This window comes from Actinacidiphila rubida (assembly GCF_900110255.1).
Classification (GTDB): Bacteria; Actinomycetota; Actinomycetes; order Streptomycetales; family Streptomycetaceae; genus Actinacidiphila; species Actinacidiphila rubida.
Window position 1 is genome coordinate 255704 of sequence record NZ_FODD01000004.1, and the last position, 15086, is coordinate 270789.

The 15086-nt window shown below is 71.4% G+C and carries 11 protein-coding genes; 2 read left to right on the forward strand and 9 right to left on the reverse strand.

Annotated elements, in window-relative coordinates:
• Nucleotides 1-45: 45 nt before the first annotated feature.
• From BMW99_RS05655 to BMW99_RS05665, 3 genes are all read right to left on the reverse strand, one after another.
• Nucleotides 46-729 (reverse strand): LuxR C-terminal-related transcriptional regulator, encoded by a 684-nt coding sequence (locus tag BMW99_RS05655; protein WP_069464516.1) that lies wholly within the window; start codon nucleotides 727-729, stop codon nucleotides 46-48.
• Nucleotides 720-2219, reverse strand: coding sequence for a sensor histidine kinase (locus tag BMW99_RS39915; protein WP_069464517.1), 1500 nt, complete (start codon nucleotides 2217-2219; stop codon nucleotides 720-722). Before BMW99_RS39915 ends, BMW99_RS05655 begins: the two co-directional genes overlap by 10 nt.
• A 609-nt stretch (nucleotides 2220-2828) precedes the next feature.
• Nucleotides 2829-4949, reverse strand: coding sequence for a DNA gyrase/topoisomerase IV subunit B (locus BMW99_RS05665; protein WP_069464518.1), 2121 nt, complete (start codon nucleotides 4947-4949; stop codon nucleotides 2829-2831).
• A gap of 441 nt (nucleotides 4950-5390) precedes the next feature.
• Between BMW99_RS05665 and BMW99_RS05670 the strand changes: the two genes are divergently transcribed.
• Nucleotides 5391-5621, forward strand: a complete 231-nt coding sequence (locus BMW99_RS05670; RefSeq protein ID WP_069464519.1) for a DUF7455 domain-containing protein — start codon at nucleotides 5391-5393, stop codon at nucleotides 5619-5621.
• Nucleotides 5622-5825: 204 nt separating this feature from the next.
• Here BMW99_RS05670 and BMW99_RS05675 read toward each other — a convergent pair whose 3' ends face one another.
• The 5 genes from BMW99_RS05675 to BMW99_RS05695 all read right to left on the reverse strand — a co-directional run bounded on the left by BMW99_RS05675 (nucleotide 5826) and on the right by BMW99_RS05695 (nucleotide 12283).
• Complete coding sequence (locus BMW99_RS05675) at nucleotides 5826-6680, reverse strand: S1 family peptidase (protein ID WP_069464520.1); 855 nt, start codon at nucleotides 6678-6680, stop codon at nucleotides 5826-5828.
• A 131-nt stretch (nucleotides 6681-6811) separates the two neighbouring features.
• On the reverse strand, nucleotides 6812-8383 hold the full coding sequence (locus BMW99_RS05680) for an RNA polymerase sigma factor (RefSeq protein WP_069464521.1): 1572 nt from the start codon (nucleotides 8381-8383) through the stop codon (nucleotides 6812-6814).
• A gap of 253 nt (nucleotides 8384-8636) precedes the next feature.
• Nucleotides 8637-9581, reverse strand: a complete 945-nt coding sequence (locus BMW99_RS05685) for a FadR/GntR family transcriptional regulator (RefSeq protein WP_079175943.1) — start codon at nucleotides 9579-9581, stop codon at nucleotides 8637-8639.
• A gap of 106 nt (nucleotides 9582-9687) precedes the next feature.
• Nucleotides 9688-11496 carry an ABC transporter ATP-binding protein gene (locus BMW99_RS05690; protein ID WP_069465008.1) on the reverse strand — a complete coding sequence of 603 codons (1809 nt, stop codon included), beginning with the start codon at nucleotides 11494-11496 and terminating at the stop codon, nucleotides 9688-9690.
• Between the two features lie 52 nt (nucleotides 11497-11548).
• The gene (locus tag BMW99_RS05695; protein ID WP_069465009.1) at nucleotides 11549-12283 is read right to left on the reverse strand and encodes an NUDIX hydrolase; all 735 of its coding nucleotides are present in this window, start codon (nucleotides 12281-12283) and stop codon (nucleotides 11549-11551) included.
• A 232-nt stretch (nucleotides 12284-12515) separates the two neighbouring features.
• Here BMW99_RS05695 and BMW99_RS05700 point away from each other — a divergent pair, with 232 nt between their 5' ends.
• On the forward strand, nucleotides 12516-13826 hold the full coding sequence (locus tag BMW99_RS05700) for an alpha/beta fold hydrolase (RefSeq protein WP_069465010.1): 1311 nt from the start codon (nucleotides 12516-12518) through the stop codon (nucleotides 13824-13826).
• On the opposite strand, the gene BMW99_RS05705 is transcribed toward BMW99_RS05700, so the two are convergent.
• Nucleotides 13738-14982, reverse strand: a complete 1245-nt coding sequence (locus BMW99_RS05705) for a DUF4192 domain-containing protein (RefSeq protein WP_069465011.1) — start codon at nucleotides 14980-14982, stop codon at nucleotides 13738-13740. The genes BMW99_RS05700 and BMW99_RS05705 overlap by 89 nt on opposite strands.
• Nucleotides 14983-15086 lie beyond the last annotated feature (104 nt).

Sequence of the window (15086 nt, forward strand, 5' to 3'; positions counted from 1 at the left end):
TGGGGGCGCCGGGCCCGCCCGGCAGGGTTTCGGTCGGGGATCAGCTCAGTGGCTCGGTGGAGTGCGGCCGTCGCCCGGCGCTGACATGAGGTAGGCGAGCACGGCCAGCACGCGGCGGTTGTCATCGTCGGAGGGGGCGAGCTGCAGCTTGGCGAAGATGCTGGTGCTGTGCTTGGACACGGCCTTCTCACTGATGAAGAGCCGGTTCGCGATGGCACTGTTGGAGCGTCCCTCGGCCATGAGTTCAATCACTTGGCGTTCCCGTTCGGTGAGCCGCGAGAGGGGTTCGCGGTCGCCGCGGCCGCGGCGGCCGAGCAGCTTGGTGACCACTTCGGGGTCCATGACCGTGCCGCCCGCGGCGACCGTACGGATCACGTCGACGAACTGGTCGTCGCTGAACACCCGGTCCTTGAGCAGGTAGCCGACCCCTCCGGACTGGTCGGCGAGCAGTTCCTCGGCGTAGATCTGCTCGACGTACTGGGAGAGGAGGAGGATCGGCAGGCCCGGGATCCGTTCGCGGGCGGTCAGTGCCGCCCGGAGCCCGTCGTCGGTGTGGGTGGGCGGCAGCCTGATGTCCACGATCGCGAGGTCCGGCCGGCAGTCCAGCAGCGCGCCGAGCAGGCCAGGGGCGCTGTCGGTGGCCGCCGCGATCTCGAACCCGCGTGCCTTGAGGAGCCTGACCAACCCCTCCCGGAGCAGGAAGAGGTCTTCCGCGACGACTATGCGCACGGCACCTCCATGGCCACGATCGTCGGTCCCCCGGGCGGGCTGCTGACCGCCAGGACTCCGTCGAAGGCCGCCAGCCGTCGCTCCACCCCGGCCAGCCCGGTGCCCCGGGCGGGATCCGCGCCGCCCACTCCGTCGTCGACGACCTCGATGCGCAGCACCCTGTCGGCCCGGGCCATGCGGATCCGGAGTTCGTGCGCCGAGGCGTGCCGGACGGCGTTGGTGACGACCTCGGCGACGGCGAAGTAGCACGCCGACTCCAGAGGGTCGGCGAGCCGTTCGGGCAGATCGATCTCGGTCCCGCACGGCAGGGGCAGGTCCAGTGCGAGTGCCCGGACCGCCTCGCCCAGGCCCCGGTCGGCCAGCATCGGCGGGTGCATCCCCCGGATCAGGCCGCGCAGTTCCTCCAGTGCCGCCGCGGAGGCGACGCGGGCCTCCACGACCAGTGCGGCGGCCTCGTGCGGATCACTGTGGATCATCTCCTCGGCGACCCGGAGGTTCATCCCGATGGTGACCAGGCGCCCCTGCGCGCCGTCGTGCAGGTCCCGCTCGATCCTGCGCAGTTCCGCAGCCGCGGAGCCGACCGCCTCGGCCCGCGTCTCCGACAGTTCCCGCACCCGCCGGGTCAGCGCCGGATCCGGATCCCGTCCCAACATGCGCCTGGCATGCGGCAACACGGTCACCGGCAGCAGCCAGAGCCCGAGGGTCAGCAGCACTGTCCCCTGGATCCCGCCGAGGACGGACGCATGGTGAGCCGTCTCCAGGGGGAGCAACGGCGTCGGCCCGCGCGGGGAACCGAACTTCTGCACCACCCCCAGGGACTGCCCGAATCCGCTCTGGGCGATGTCGTACACCCCGATCCCCACGAGTCCCAGGGCCGCCAGGGCCGCCGCCGCTCTCGGCCACCGCACGAGCCCGACCACGACGGCCCCCAACAGCGCCAAACCCACCAGGTAGTCGACCACGGCCAGCGTGATCCCGGTGCCCGGCGACGCGGACTGCCACAGATCGAGGCCGAGCAGGTCACCGGTCATCACCACGACGGCGGGCAGCAGCAGGGCCCAGCGCGCGGAACTCGGCACGTCGGCTGCGGCCAGACGCACGGGCCTTTCGCTCGCCGGCCAGCGCAGAGCTGCACAGGCAAAGACGGCGAGCACCGGGACGCTCACACAGCCCACCATGACGTTCAGCAATGTCGACCCACGGCCGGCGGAGGGATAGGTGAGCCAGTACGTCCACTCCAGCAGTTCGCCGGTCACTGCCGCGACCGCGGGGAGCACCCACCGCCGGGGGGCGCGCGCTGAGGGGAGCAGTACGGTGGCCAGCAGGCCGGCCATCAGCAGCGCCGCGGGGAACAGCCCGCCGGGTTCCAGTTCCGGCAGGGTGACGACGTAGCCGCCCCCTCCGGTGGAGTTGTGCAGGGCCAGCAGCAGGGCCGGCACACTGCCGTACGCGGCCGCGCCCACCAGCCCTGCCACGACGGGCCAGCCCATCCGCCCAGCGGGTCGCCCGATACCCCCCGACCGGTCCCGCGCCTGCTCAGCCCTGAAGGCCAGCACAGCGCAGACCGCGGTCAGCGTCACCAGCACGCCCGCCGGCCAGGGCGCTGCCCCGTACATCGGAAACGGCCACATACCCGCCCCCCGTCTCGTGATCCGGGCCACGCGCTGTGGCCTGGAAATCATGCTGCTGTGAGGGACCGGCAAGCGCCATGGGCCGAAACCCACTTCTGAGGTAGGCAAACACCTACCCCGGCCGGGCTGGGGAGCGCACGGAGGCCGAACGAAACAGCGCCCGAGCCGACCGGAGCCGTCCCGGGTGTTGTTGAGCAGGTCGGGGGCCATACCCCCGGCCTGCCACCAGTGGGCCCTGCGGGACTCGAACCCACGACCAGTCGATCAACAGCGCCGGTCCGGGCGTGCGGCCGGGTGTCGATGGGGAGCGGCTCTTCCGAAACCCGCGGGCCGCCCTGACGAAGGTGACGGGCCGGTGCGGGGAAGCGGCATGGCCACTCCCCCGCACCGGCCCGGCGGCAGATCCCTTGCGGACTGTTTGCGGACCGCAAGGGGGTAGATCAGGCGGCGTGCTCGCTCCGCCGAAGGTCAGACGTCGATCTTCGATCGATCCAGCGTCCCCGCCGAGTTGGTGATGAACTCCTTGCGGGGGGCGACCTCGTTGCCCATCAGGAGGTCGAAGGCCTGCTCCGCGGCTTCGAGGTCGGCGATGTTGATGCGGCGCAGGGTGCGGTGGCGGGGGTCCATCGTGGTCTCGGCCAGCTGGTTGGCGTCCATCTCGCCGAGGCCCTTGTAGCGCTGGATGCCGTCCTTGTAGCGCACGTTGCGGCGCTGGAGGTCCAGCAGGGTCTGGTGGAGTTCGTTGTCGGAGTAGGTGTAGACGTACTTGTCCTGGCCCTTCTTGGGCTGGACGAGTTCGATGCGGTGCAGCGGCGGGACCGCGGAGAAGACGCGGCCCTCCTCGACCATGGGGCGCATGTAGCGCTGGAACAGGGTGAGGAGGAGGCAGCGGATGTGGGCGCCGTCCACGTCGGCGTCGGCGAGGAAGATCACCTTGCCGTAGCGGGCCTGGTCGATGTCGAAGGTCCGTCCGGACCCTGCTCCTATGACCTGGATGATCGCGCCGCACTCGGCGTTCTTCAGCATGTCGGAGACCGACGACTTCTGGACGTTCAGGATCTTGCCGCGGATCGGCAGCAGCGCCTGGAACTCGGAGTTGCGGGCGAGCTTGGCGGTGCCGAGGGCTGAGTCGCCCTCGACGATGAACAGTTCGCTGCGCTCGACGTCGTCGCTGCGGCAGTCGGCCAGCTTCGCGGGCAGCGAGGACGTCTCCAGCGCGGTCTTACGGCGCTGCGCGTCCTTGTGCTGGCGGGCCGCGATCCGGGTGCGGGCGGCCGCAACGGCCTTGTCCAGCACGGCGCGTGCCTGGGCCTTGGTGTCCCGCTTGGTGGAGGTGAGGAACTCCTTCAGCTCCTTGGCGACGACCGCGGCCACGATCCGGTTGGCCGCGGAGGTGCCGAGCACCTCCTTGGTCTGGCCCTCGAACTGCGGTTCCGCCAGGCGGACGGTGATGACGGCGGTCAGGCCCTCCATCGCGTCGTCCTTGACGATGTCGTCCTCGGCGACGCGCAACAGCTTGGTGGAGCGCAGGACTTCGTTGAGGGTGCGGGTCACCGCCCGCTCGAAGCCGGTGACATGGGTGCCGCCCTTGGGGGTGGCGATGATGTTCACGAAGGAGCGGGCGGTGGTGTCGTACCCGGTGCCCCAGCGCAGCGCGATGTCGACGCCGAGTTCGCGGGTGACCTCGGTGGGCGTCATGTGGCCCAGGTCGTCCAGGACGGGCACGGTCTCCTTGAAGGTGCCGCTGCCGGTGAGCCGCAGGACGTCGCAGATGGGCTTGTCGGGAGCGAGGTACTCGCAGAACTCGCTGATGCCGCCGTCGAAGTGGAAGACCTCCTCGACCGGCTTCTCCGTCTCCAGGCCGCGTTCGTCACGCACCACGATAGTGAGGCCGGGCACGAGGAAGGCGGTCTGACGGGCGCGCTGGTGGAGGTGCTCCAGGGAAAGCTTGGCGTCCTTGAGGAAGATCTGGCGGTCCGCCCAATAGCGGATGCGGGTGCCACTGCGGGTACGCGGGACCTTCTTGACCTTCGTCAGACCGCTGCCCGGTTCGAAGCGCGCTTCGGGGCCGGCCTCGGTGAAGATGCCGGGCACACCGCGGCGGAAGCTGATGGCGTGGGTGTGGCCGCCGCGGTCGACCTCGACGTCGAGCCGGGCGGACAGCGCGTTGACGACGGAGGCGCCGACGCCGTGCAGGCCGCCGGAGGCCGCGTAGGAGCCGCCGCCGAACTTGCCGCCGGCGTGCAGCTTGGTCATGACGACCTCGACGCCGGTCAGACCCGTCTTGGGCTCCAGGTCCACGGGGATGCCGCGGCCCTGGTCGCCGACCTCGACCGAGCCGTCCTCGTGGAGGATCACCTCGATGCGGTCGCCGTGGCCAGCGAGGGCCTCGTCGACGGAGTTGTCGATGATCTCCCAGACGCAGTGCATCAGGCCCCGGCTGTCGGTGGACCCGATGTACATGCCGGGGCGCTTGCGGACGGCTTCGAGGCCTTCCAGGACGAGCAGGTGCCGCGCGGTGTAATTGGAGCCGTCACGCTCTCCACCCGTCAGCAGTGCGGACGACGGCACGGATGTTTCGGCGGTCACGCGAGCAGCTCCTCGTTCCATATGTGTGACGTTCGTCAACCGCGGCTTTCGTCGGGGGACGGCGGTCGTGTCGGTGACGAGGGTACCGAGGCCGGGCAGGGAGGCTGCGCCACGACCCGGTATCCGGACTGCCCATCCTAGCTCTCATCGAGCATGCGTTCGATAACACGCACGAGTGATACACATGTCACGTTCCCAAAGAGGCATGAACCATTTAGGCTCCGGGCACGTCCTCTCCAACAACCCGACAGCCAGCCGGGGGGAAAAGGGACAACAGCTCCAGACGCGACATCCGACGTGAATCATTCCTTTCTGCCGCGAATCGGTAACAACCAGTCACTCCGAAGTCGGTTCCAAGGAAAAGCCGTGAGCGGGAACGTTTTCGGCCTGGTTGGATGTTGATGCTGGTACGACCCCTCGTCGAGGTAGAGAAGAGGCGACGTGACTACTGTTCTGACCCCCGCGAATCCGCTGACGGCGGCCGACCGCTGCGACCGGTGCGGCGCTCAGGCTTACCTGCGTGTCGTCCTCATCAGCGGTGGTGAGCTGCTCTTCTGCGCCCACCACGGCCGCAAGTTCGGGCCCGAGCTCAAGAAGATCGCAGCGGAAATACAGGACGAGACCGGCAGGCTCACCGACACCCCGGCGTCGGCGGAAGAAGACGAGCGCTGACGCATCGCACAGCGGCGAGTTCGGACCCGCGGGCGGATGGACCCCTTCAGGGGGTGTCCGCCCGCAGGTGTTCCCGAAGGACGGTGAGTGCTGCCGTCGTTACTCGTCGCCCGTCACCTGCCGCACCGCAGCGGCGGTGCGACCCGGAATCGACAACGAACCGTCCCAACGATCTGACGCGGCGTCACGAATCGTGACGTGACGTCACATGTGCTGCGCGACGAGTGACGCGACCGCAGAGACGCGCGTGTACACGCCGGGATACTCCGCGAGCGCGCAGCCGTTCCCCCACGAGACCAGGCCGACGAGCCGGCCGCCGACGACCAGCGGGCCACCGCTGTCCCCCTGGCACGCGTCCTTGCCCCCGCCCTGCGCGCCCGCGCAGAGCATCGTGGCCGCCTGGTAGCTGCCGTCGGTACCCCCCGGATACGCCTTCTCACAGGTCGTGTCCGCGAAGATCGAGACCGGCGCGGTGCGCAGCGACGTCGCGTAGTCGCCGCGGCCGGTCGTGTCACCCCACCCGTAGACCTCGGCCTGGGTGCCCGGGGCGTAGTCCGCCGTGTCCGAGGGCTGAGCCATCGGAATGGACGCGCCGGCCGGCAGGGAGTGGCCGAGGGTGATCACCGCGACGTCTCCGGCGTTGGTCGCCGGGTCGAACGCGGGGTTGACCCAGACGTCGGCCAGCGGCATCTCCTCGCCGCCGGTGCCCGTCAGGTCGGTCCGCCCGACGATCAGGCGGAGATCCGTCAGCTGGTGCCAGTCGCTGACACCGAGGGCCTCGGTGCTGAAGCAGTGGGCCGCGGTCACCACCGTGTGCGGCCCGACGGCCACGCCGCCGCAGAACTGCCCGGAGCGGTCGGCGCCGAAGCGGGACCTGCTGCCGAGGGCGACCACCCACGGCTCCTGGTCCGTGGTGGTCGGGGTGCCGCCCACCACGACCTCGTTCGCCGAGGCGGACGTGGCGGGGGCGGCCATCGGTATGGCCAGTGCCGGCAGCACGGCGACCACCCCGGCGACCAGGACTCGGCAGCGCAGCACGGCACGAAAGACGGAACGCATAGGGCCTCCTGACTCAGTGGATCTCCTTGAACACCCAGAGTCAGCGAAACGTTCGGAGGCCGCATCCGCAGAACGCGCAGATGCCCGGCCGGGTGACCCGGCCGGGCATCTGCGGTGGTGATCCTCGGCGATCAGTCCAGGTAGTCGCGCAGAACCTGCGAGCGCGACGGGTGCCGCAGCTTCGACATCGTCTTCGACTCGATCTGGCGGATCCGCTCGCGGGTGACGCCGTACACCTTGCCGATCTCGTCCAGCGTCTTGGGCTGGCCGTCGGTGAGACCGAAGCGCATGGAGACGACGCCCGCCTCACGCTCGGACAGGGTGTCCAGCACCGAGTGCAGCTGCTCCTGCAGAAGCGTGAAGCTGACCGCGTCGGCCGGCACGACCGCCTCGGAGTCCTCGATCAGGTCACCGAACTCGCTGTCGCCGTCCTCACCCAGGGGGGTGTGCAGCGAGATGGGCTCGCGGCCGTACTTCTGGACCTCGATGACCTTCTCGGGGGTCATGTCGAGTTCCTTGGCCAGCTCCTCCGGGGTGGGCTCGCGGCCCAGGTCCTGGAGCATCTGCCGCTGGACGCGGGCCAGCTTGTTGATGACCTCGACCATGTGGACGGGGATGCGGATCGTCCGCGCCTGGTCGGCCATGGCACGGGTGATCGCCTGCCGGATCCACCACGTGGCGTACGTGGAGAACTTGAAGCCCTTGGTGTAGTCGAACTTCTCGACCGCACGGATCAGGCCCAGGTTCCCCTCCTGGATCAGGTCCAGGAAGAGCATGCCGCGGCCGGTGTAGCGCTTGGCCAGCGAGACCACGAGCCGGAGGTTGGCCTCCAGCAGGTGGTTCTTGGCCCAGCGGCCGTCCTCGGCGATGATCTCGAGCTCACGCTTGAGCTTGGGCGCGAGCTTGTCGGCCGCCGCCAGCTTGTCCTCGGCGAACAGGCCGGCCTCGATCCGCTTGGCGAGCTCGACCTCCTGCTCGGCGTTGAGCAGCGGGACCTTGCCGATCTGCTTGAGGTAGTCCTTGACCGGGTCGGCGGTGGCACCGGCGACGGCGACCTGCTGGGCAGGCGCGTCGTCCTCGTCGTCGTCGGAGAGCACGAAGCTCTCGGACTCCGTCTTCTCGGTCTCGTCTTCTCCGCCCTTGCCGGGCGCGGCGTCCTCGAGCAGCTCCTCCGCCTCGACTGCCTCGTCCTCGCCGGAGCCGGTGGCCGCGGTCTTCTTCGCCGCCACCTTCTTCGCGGGGGCCTTCTTGGCAGCCGTCTTCTTGGCGGCGGTCTTCTTCGCGGGTGCCTTCTTGGCTGGTGTTTCCGCGTCCACCGATGGCTCCACCGTGGTCTCGGCCTCGACCACCACCTCGGGGGCGGGGGCCGTGGGCACTACGGTCTTCTTGGCAGGAGTCGCCTTCGTGGCGACCGTCCTGGTGGCAGTACGCTTCGCCGGGCTCTTGGCTGCGACGCTCTTACGGGTGCGCTTGGGCGCCTCAGCGGCAGTCACCATCAGCGTCACACCCTCCTCGTCGAGGACCTGGTTGAGGCTGCGCAGAACGTTCTTCCACTGGGTTGCCGGAATCTGGTCCGCTTCGAACGCCCGACGCACGTCGTCGCCGGCGATCTGGCCCTGGGCCTTACCCTGCTCGATGAGCGCCATCAGAGACTCGGATTCGGCGATCTCGGACGGGAGCGTACGGGATGTGCTGGCCGACACGAACAACCTCTCGGAACGATGGGAACGACTCGGTGGGACCTTGCGGCGACTCAGCGTCGCAACGGACGCCGGGTATGCCGTGCGTGGCCGCCACCTCTTAAGTCATCGCACTGCTTCGCCAAGCGTTACGCCCAGCTTACGTGGCCCGAGTCACACCCCAAATCGCACCTTCATGCGGCAAAGCCGGGCATCTGCCACGCATGGGGCCGCCGCCGGTCCCGTCGGTCCGGGACCCGCGGCGGCCGGGGCGCGATCAGTGCTCGCGCGGCGCGGGGACGACGTGGTCCGAGGAACCCGCGGCGCCCGAGGAGCCCGCGGCACCGGCGCCGGCGGAGGACGGACGGGCGGACGGGACGGACAGCAGCTCGCGCATCGCCTCCTCGGCCGTGCCGCCGTCGCCCTCGGCGAGCGCGTCCACGATGCGGTGGTGCAGCCCGACGGCGGCGTCCCCCGAGCGCTCACAGCCGGTGATCGAACCGCCGGAGACGTGGAGTGCGGAGGAGACGATGCCCGACAGGTGCTCCAGCATCTTGTTGCCCGCGACCTGGAGCAGCAGGGTGTGGAACTCGGAGTCGGCGCGGGTGCAGGTCAGGGCGTCACCCTGGGCGGCGGCGTGGGCCATGATCTCCGCCATGTCGGCCAGCCGCTGCTGGACGTCCTCGCGTCCATGGCCCGCGGCGAGCCGGGCCGCCAGCGGCTCGATGGTCCAGCGCAGCTCCTGGAGCTCGCGTCGCTGCTCGTCGCGCTGCGGGCCGAACGCCCGCCACTCGATGATGTCGGGGTCGAGGAGGTTCCAGTCGCTGACCGGGCGGACCCGGGTGCCGACGTTGGGCCGGGCGCTGACCAGCCCTTTGGCCTCCAGCACGCGCAGCGACTCGCGCACCACGGTGCGGGAGACCTCGAAGCGCTGGCCGATCTCCTCGGGCACCAGCGGGCGGTCGGCGCCGAGGTCGCCGGAGACGATCATCTGGCCGAGTTGCTGGACGAGTTGGCCGTGCAGTCCACGGCCGCGACTGCCGCCCGCGCGGCGGCCGACCCGGCTCAGGTCCGGCTCCACGCCTTCCCAGGACGGCGCAGGTCCGGGGCGTTCGGCGCCGGGGGCGTCGGGGTAGGGGTAGCGGTCCAGCTCGCCCGCACCGGCGACGCCGGAGTCAGCGGAGCGAGCCGCGGTCATCATGGAATGCGCAAGGGTACTCACGCATCCTTTGTCGGCCATGCCGATACGAGCCTTGAGCGCTTTGCTGAAAAGCACACGAAAGGGTGAGCACTCATCACCTGATCATTGACGTCCCTTTGTGGAGGAATCACCCCTTCTTGCTGGTAAGCGGGGCACTTGCGCTGTCGGGGAGGGGAGTTGAGCGGCGTGCGCGCCGCCGTCCGAGCAACGCGCTGGCCGTGTACGCGCCCAGGAGCGCGGTCAGCGACAACGCCAGCGCCAGGACGAAGGGTTGGCTGACGAACCGCAGCGCCGTCGCGACCGCGCTGCCGTCGCCCTGCGGGACACCGCTCGCGACCGACCACAACGCACCTCCCGCTTCGATGAGTTCCCGGGCCGTCGACTCACCGAGCAGTGCCCGCGCGGCCGGTACGGCGAGCAGGGGCACGGCCAGTACCGCCGCGACCCCGAGCGCGGTCGTGCGGAACACGGCGCCGGCGAGCACCCCCGCCCACGCGCAGCCGACCGCCAGCGCGGCCCAGCCGCCGAGCACCACCGGCGAGCGCGCGGGGTCGGGCGCGTGCGCCCCGGCGAGCGGGGTGTGCAGCAGTGCGACGTCGACCACCGCGGCGAGTGCGGCCAGCACGAGCGCGGCGAGCGCGGTGAGCGCGAGCTTGGCGCCGAGCAGCCGCGGGCTGCGCGGCTCGGGCCCGTACCCGGGGGCGAGCGCCGGGTACAGGTACTCCTGGCCGTAGGTGAGCGCGCCCAGGCCGCCCGCGCCGATCGCGGCCGCGGGCAGCGGGAGTTCCGCGGACCAGCCGGAGAGCTGACGCAGCGGGGTGCGCGGGGTGCTGCCGTAGCGGGCCATGAGCACGGTGCCCGCGGCCGAGCAGGCCAGCGCGACGGACGCGGCCAGCCAGGGGGTGCGGACGCCGAAGCCGCGCCGCACCTCGTAGGCCAGGGCGTGGGCGGGCCCGTCGCGGTGGCCGATCCTGCGGGGCAGCCGCGGCGGCCGGGCCGCGAACCTGCGGCGCCTCCCGGACCCGACGTCCGGGCCGTCCTTCCCCGCGTCCCCGTCGGCCGGTGCGCCGGGCTGCGCGGCTCCCCCTTCGGGGGTCTGGTCGGCGAGCTGGTGGAGCAGGATGCCGTGCTGGTAGGCGGTCTCGCCGACGGCCGCGGAGGTGGAGCCGAAGACGGCGATCCTGCTGCCGCTCGTGGTCACCACCTCCGCGCCCTCGCCGGTGAGCAGTTCGCCGAGGCGCTGGGCGTAGGGGGAGCGCACGGCGACGAAGGGACGCAGCCGGGTGCGGGCGAAGTCCTCGGCCGGCTCGTCGGCGGCCAGGCGGCCGCCGTCCAGCGCGATCACATGGTCGGCGGTGCGGGCCAGGGCCCGAACGTCGCGGCTCGCCAGCAGGACGGCCCCTCCCCCGGCGGCGTGCCGCCGCGCCAGGTCGTGCACCCAGGCCGCTTCCCTGGGCGGGAGTTCGCGCACCGGGTCGTCCAGGATCAGCGCGCGGGGGCGTGCCAGGAGCGCGACGGCGAACCCGAGGCGCCGGTCCATGCCCAGCGAGTAGGTTCCGATGGGCTCCTCCGCGACGGCGTCGAGGCCGACGAGGTCCAGCACTTCCTCGGCGCGGGACAGGGGGACCCCGAAGGCCGAGCAGAGCATCCGCAGGTGTCCGCGAGCCGAACGCCTCGGGTGCGCCGGGACGTCGCCGATCAGGGCACCGATCTCCCGTGCGGGGTGGACCAGTTCCTGCAGCGGGCGGCCGTCGACCAGGGTGGCGCCCCGGCCCGGTTCGACGCCCAGCATCAGCCGCATGGCGGTGGACTTGCCCGAACCGGCGGGTCCGAGCAGGCCCGTCACCTCACCCTTGCGGACCTCGAACGACAGGTCGGCGACCGACGGCCGGGCACCGCGACGGGACATGCTGGTCAATCCGATGGCCTGGATCACCCCAGCACCATAACGCCCAAAACCTCAGAAAACGGACAGGGTTCGGGGAGCGTCAGACCTCGGGCCGCAGCATCGGCGGATTCAGCAGGGTGGCCCCTCCGGCCCTGAACAACTGAGCGGGCCGGCCGCCCTGACGGGTCGTGGTCCCGCCGGTCGGCACCAGGAAGCCCACCGTGCCGGTGACCTTGCGGTGGAAGTTGCGCGGGTCCAGCGCGACCCCCCACACCGCCTCGTAGACCCGCCGCAGCTCACCCACCGTGAACTCGGGCGGGCAGAAGGCGGTGGCCAGCGACGAGTACTCGATCTTCGACCGGGCCCGCTCGACGCCGTCCGCCAGGATCGTGCCGTGGTCGAACGCCAGCGGAGCCGTGTCGCCGGCGTGGTCCTGGCCGTTCTCGGCGAGCAGCGTGTCCACGGGAGCCCAGCGGGCGCTGCGCGCGTCGCCGCCGGCCCGGGGAGCGGGCAGGTCGGGCGCGAGCACGAGGTGGGCGACGCTGACCACCCGCATCCGCGGGTCACGCTGGGGGTCGCCGTAGGTCGCCAGCTGTTCCAGATGGGCGCCGTTCTGCGCGCGCAGTCCGGTCTCCTCCGCCAGCTCGCGGGCCGCCGCCTGGGACAGGTCCTCGTCCGCCCGCACGAACCCTCCGGGCAGTGCCCACCTGCCCTGGAACGGGGGCTCCCCGCGACGTACCGACAGCGCGCACAGGGCGTGGTGCCGCACGGTGAGCACGACCAGGTCGACGGTGACGGCAAACGGCGGGAAGGCCGACGGGTCGTAGGGCGACATGCCGCGATCTTAGTCGTCTGCCTGACGATAATCAGCCGGATCGGCACCTGTTCGCGATCAGGTCGGACCGAAAATTCCCCACGGCCCCCGCGCCCGGCGGATCCCGCGTCCGGCCCGGCACCCCGTCGAGCGTGCGCTCCCCCGCCCGTCTACCGTTCCCCCACGGGAGCTGCGGCTCCCCGCACCGACCCGTACCGCCCAGCACCGCCCCGCACCTCCGGAGAGAACACCCATGGCCGTCCACCGCCAGCCCGGCACCGTCATCACCGACCGCACCTTCACCCTGCCCCTGGACCACGCCGATCCGGCCGGCGAGCAGATCGAGGTGTACGCACGTGAGGTCGTGGCGGCCGGCAAGGAACACAGCGAGCTGCCCTGGCTGCTGTTCCTGCAGGGCGGACCCGGTGGGCGCTCGCCGCGCCCGCTGGGCCGTGACAGCTGGCTGACCCGTGCCCTGGACGACCACCGCGTGCTGCTGCTGGACCAGCGCGGCACCGGGCGCTCCACTCCGGCCACCCGGCAGACCCTGTCCGCCCGCGGCGACGCCGCCGCGCAGGCGCGCTACCTCACCCACTTCCGGGCCGACTCCATCGTCCGCGACTGCGAGGCCATCCGGCTGACGCTGCTGGGCGACGCCGGCCGCTGGACCCTGCTGGGCCAGAGCTTCGGCGGCTTCTGCGCCCTCACCTACCTCTCGTTCGCGCCGCAGGGGCTGCGCGAGGTACTAATCACCGGCGGGCTCGCCGGGCTGCTCAGCAGCGCCGAGGACGTCTACCGCGCGGCCTATCCCCGCGTCGAGCGCAAGAACCTCGCCCACTACGCCCGCTATCCCGAGGACGTGGCGGCCGTGCGGGAGATCGCACGCCACCTGTCCGACCGGGACGTGGTGCTCCCCGGCGGCGGCCGGCTGACCCCCGAGGCGTTCCAGTCGCTGGGCCTGATGCTCGGTTCCGGGACCGGCTCGCACACCCTCCACTATCTGATCGAGGACGCCTTCGTCTCCACGTCCACCGGGCCCGAGCTCTCCGACTCCTTCCTCTCCGAGGTGCAGGGGCACCTGTCGTTCGCGACCAACCCCCTCTACGCGGTCATGCACGAGGCCATCTACGGCCAGCGCTCCGTCTCCCCCGCCGGGACCGGCTGGGCGGCCGAGCGGGTCCGCGCCGAGTTCCCGCAGTTCGACGCCGCCGCCGCGCTGGGCGGAGGCAGGCCGGTGCTCTTCACCGGCGAGACCGTCCACCCGTGGATGTTCGCCACGGATCCGGCGCTCCAGCCACTGCGCGAGACCGCGGAGCTGCTGGCGCAGCACGAGGAGTGGCCCGACCTCTACGACCCGGCCGCCCTGGCGGCCAACGAGGTGCCGGTGGCGGCGGCCGTCTACCACGACGACATGTACGTCCACACCGCCGACTCCCTGGCCACCGCCCGGGCGGTGCGCGGACTGCGGACCTGGATCACCGACGAGTACGAGCACGATGGCCTCCGGGCGAGCGGCGGCCAGGTGCTCGACCGGCTGCTCCGTCTGGTCCACGGCGAGCTTTAGCCGCGGACAGGACCCTGCGGCGGCGCTCCCGTCGCAGGGAGCCGCGCAGCAGCTCAGGGTCGAGCCCCGAGTTGACGGCGTGGTGCAGCAACCGCGCGAAGGTGTAGGTGGGTTCGAGGTCGAGAGCGAGTCCGAGGGCGGCCCTGGCCTCGGCCTCGTCCCCCGTGGACCAGGCCACCCAGCCGGCGAGGGTCAGCGGCGCCGCGGCGTGCTCGGCGTAGGTGCCGGCGCAGCGCCGGGCCAGCGCCCGCCACAGCCGCAGTGCCGCGTCGACCTGCGCGGGCTCCATCCACTCCGCCGCCCGGTCGCGGGTCTCCCGGTCCTGGAGGCCCAGGATGATCGTGGCCGCCTCGTCGTCGGCGAGCAGCTTGTCGTCCCGCCGATCGGCACGTGGCGCGTCCCCGATCAGCGGCGCCCTGCGGAACCGCTCCATCGCGGTACGGGCCAGGTGGAGGGTGCGGTGCCTGATGTCGTCGCTGGCGGCGCCGTCGGCGAGCATGCGCGGTACGAGTGCGGCCGCGGCGGTGTCCAAGGCGATCTCGTGGTCCCGGTCGCGCGGTTCGAGGGGCTTGAGCCGCGACTCCATGTCCCGCAGCGACGACGGAGAGGGAAGGCCGAGGTAGGCGGCCGTGGCCGCCATGGCGGTGCTGCCCGGCGGCGGCAGCGCTTCCCCTTCCGCCGGCGAGGGCGCGGACTCGGGCCGCACGTAGGACCACCAGCGTCCCGCCGAGACGCACAGAGCCTCCACCACGGGCACCTCCAGAGTTCCGCAGGCCAGCCGCAGCCGCTGCACGAGCGGGCGCAGCCGCTCCACCACGTCGGCCGGGGTCTCCTTCTCACCGGGGTCCTGGCAGACGAAGGCCACGACGGCGTCCGGCGAGACGCCGCGGCGCGCGCTGTTCTTCACCAGCACCTCCGCCAGCTGCCCGGCGACCGCGGGCCATTCGTCCGGGTCGTGCGGCAGACCGAGGCGCACCCGGCCGCCGAACCGGCCGTGCTCGCCGTGGAGCGCCACGAGGACGATGCTGTCGTTGGGATGGAAACCCATCAGATACGGGAGCGCGTCGGCGAGCTCGCCCGGGCCGCGCAGGGTGATCTTGACTTCTTCGGACGAGTTCGGTGACTGTCCGTGCCGGATTTGGTTGCTCTGTGTCATGACTCGACGATGACGCACCGCACGCTCTCCGCACCAGCCCCCCCGAATGCCTGTGGATAACCTTCGTCCCGGGTTATCCACAGGCCCGGACCGCGGCGTTGGCG

Bases quoted from the DNA above. Each gene is read 5' to 3' on its own strand.
- BMW99_RS05695 (WP_069465009.1), bottom strand. From the start codon at position 12,283: ATGTCGCCCTACGACCCGTCGGCCTTCCCGCCGTTTGCCGTCACCGTC.
- BMW99_RS05700 (WP_069465010.1), top strand. From the start codon at position 12,516: ATGGCCGTCCACCGCCAGCCCGGCACCGTCATCACCGACCGCACCTTC.
- BMW99_RS05705 (WP_069465011.1), bottom strand. From the start codon at position 14,982: ATGACACAGAGCAACCAAATCCGGCACGGACAGTCACCGAACTCGTCC.
- BMW99_RS39915 (WP_069464517.1), bottom strand. From the start codon at position 2,219: ATGGGCTGGCCCGTCGTGGCAGGGCTGGTGGGCGCGGCCGCGTACGGC.
- BMW99_RS05675 (WP_069464520.1), bottom strand. From the start codon at position 6,680: ATGCGTTCCGTCTTTCGTGCCGTGCTGCGCTGCCGAGTCCTGGTCGCC.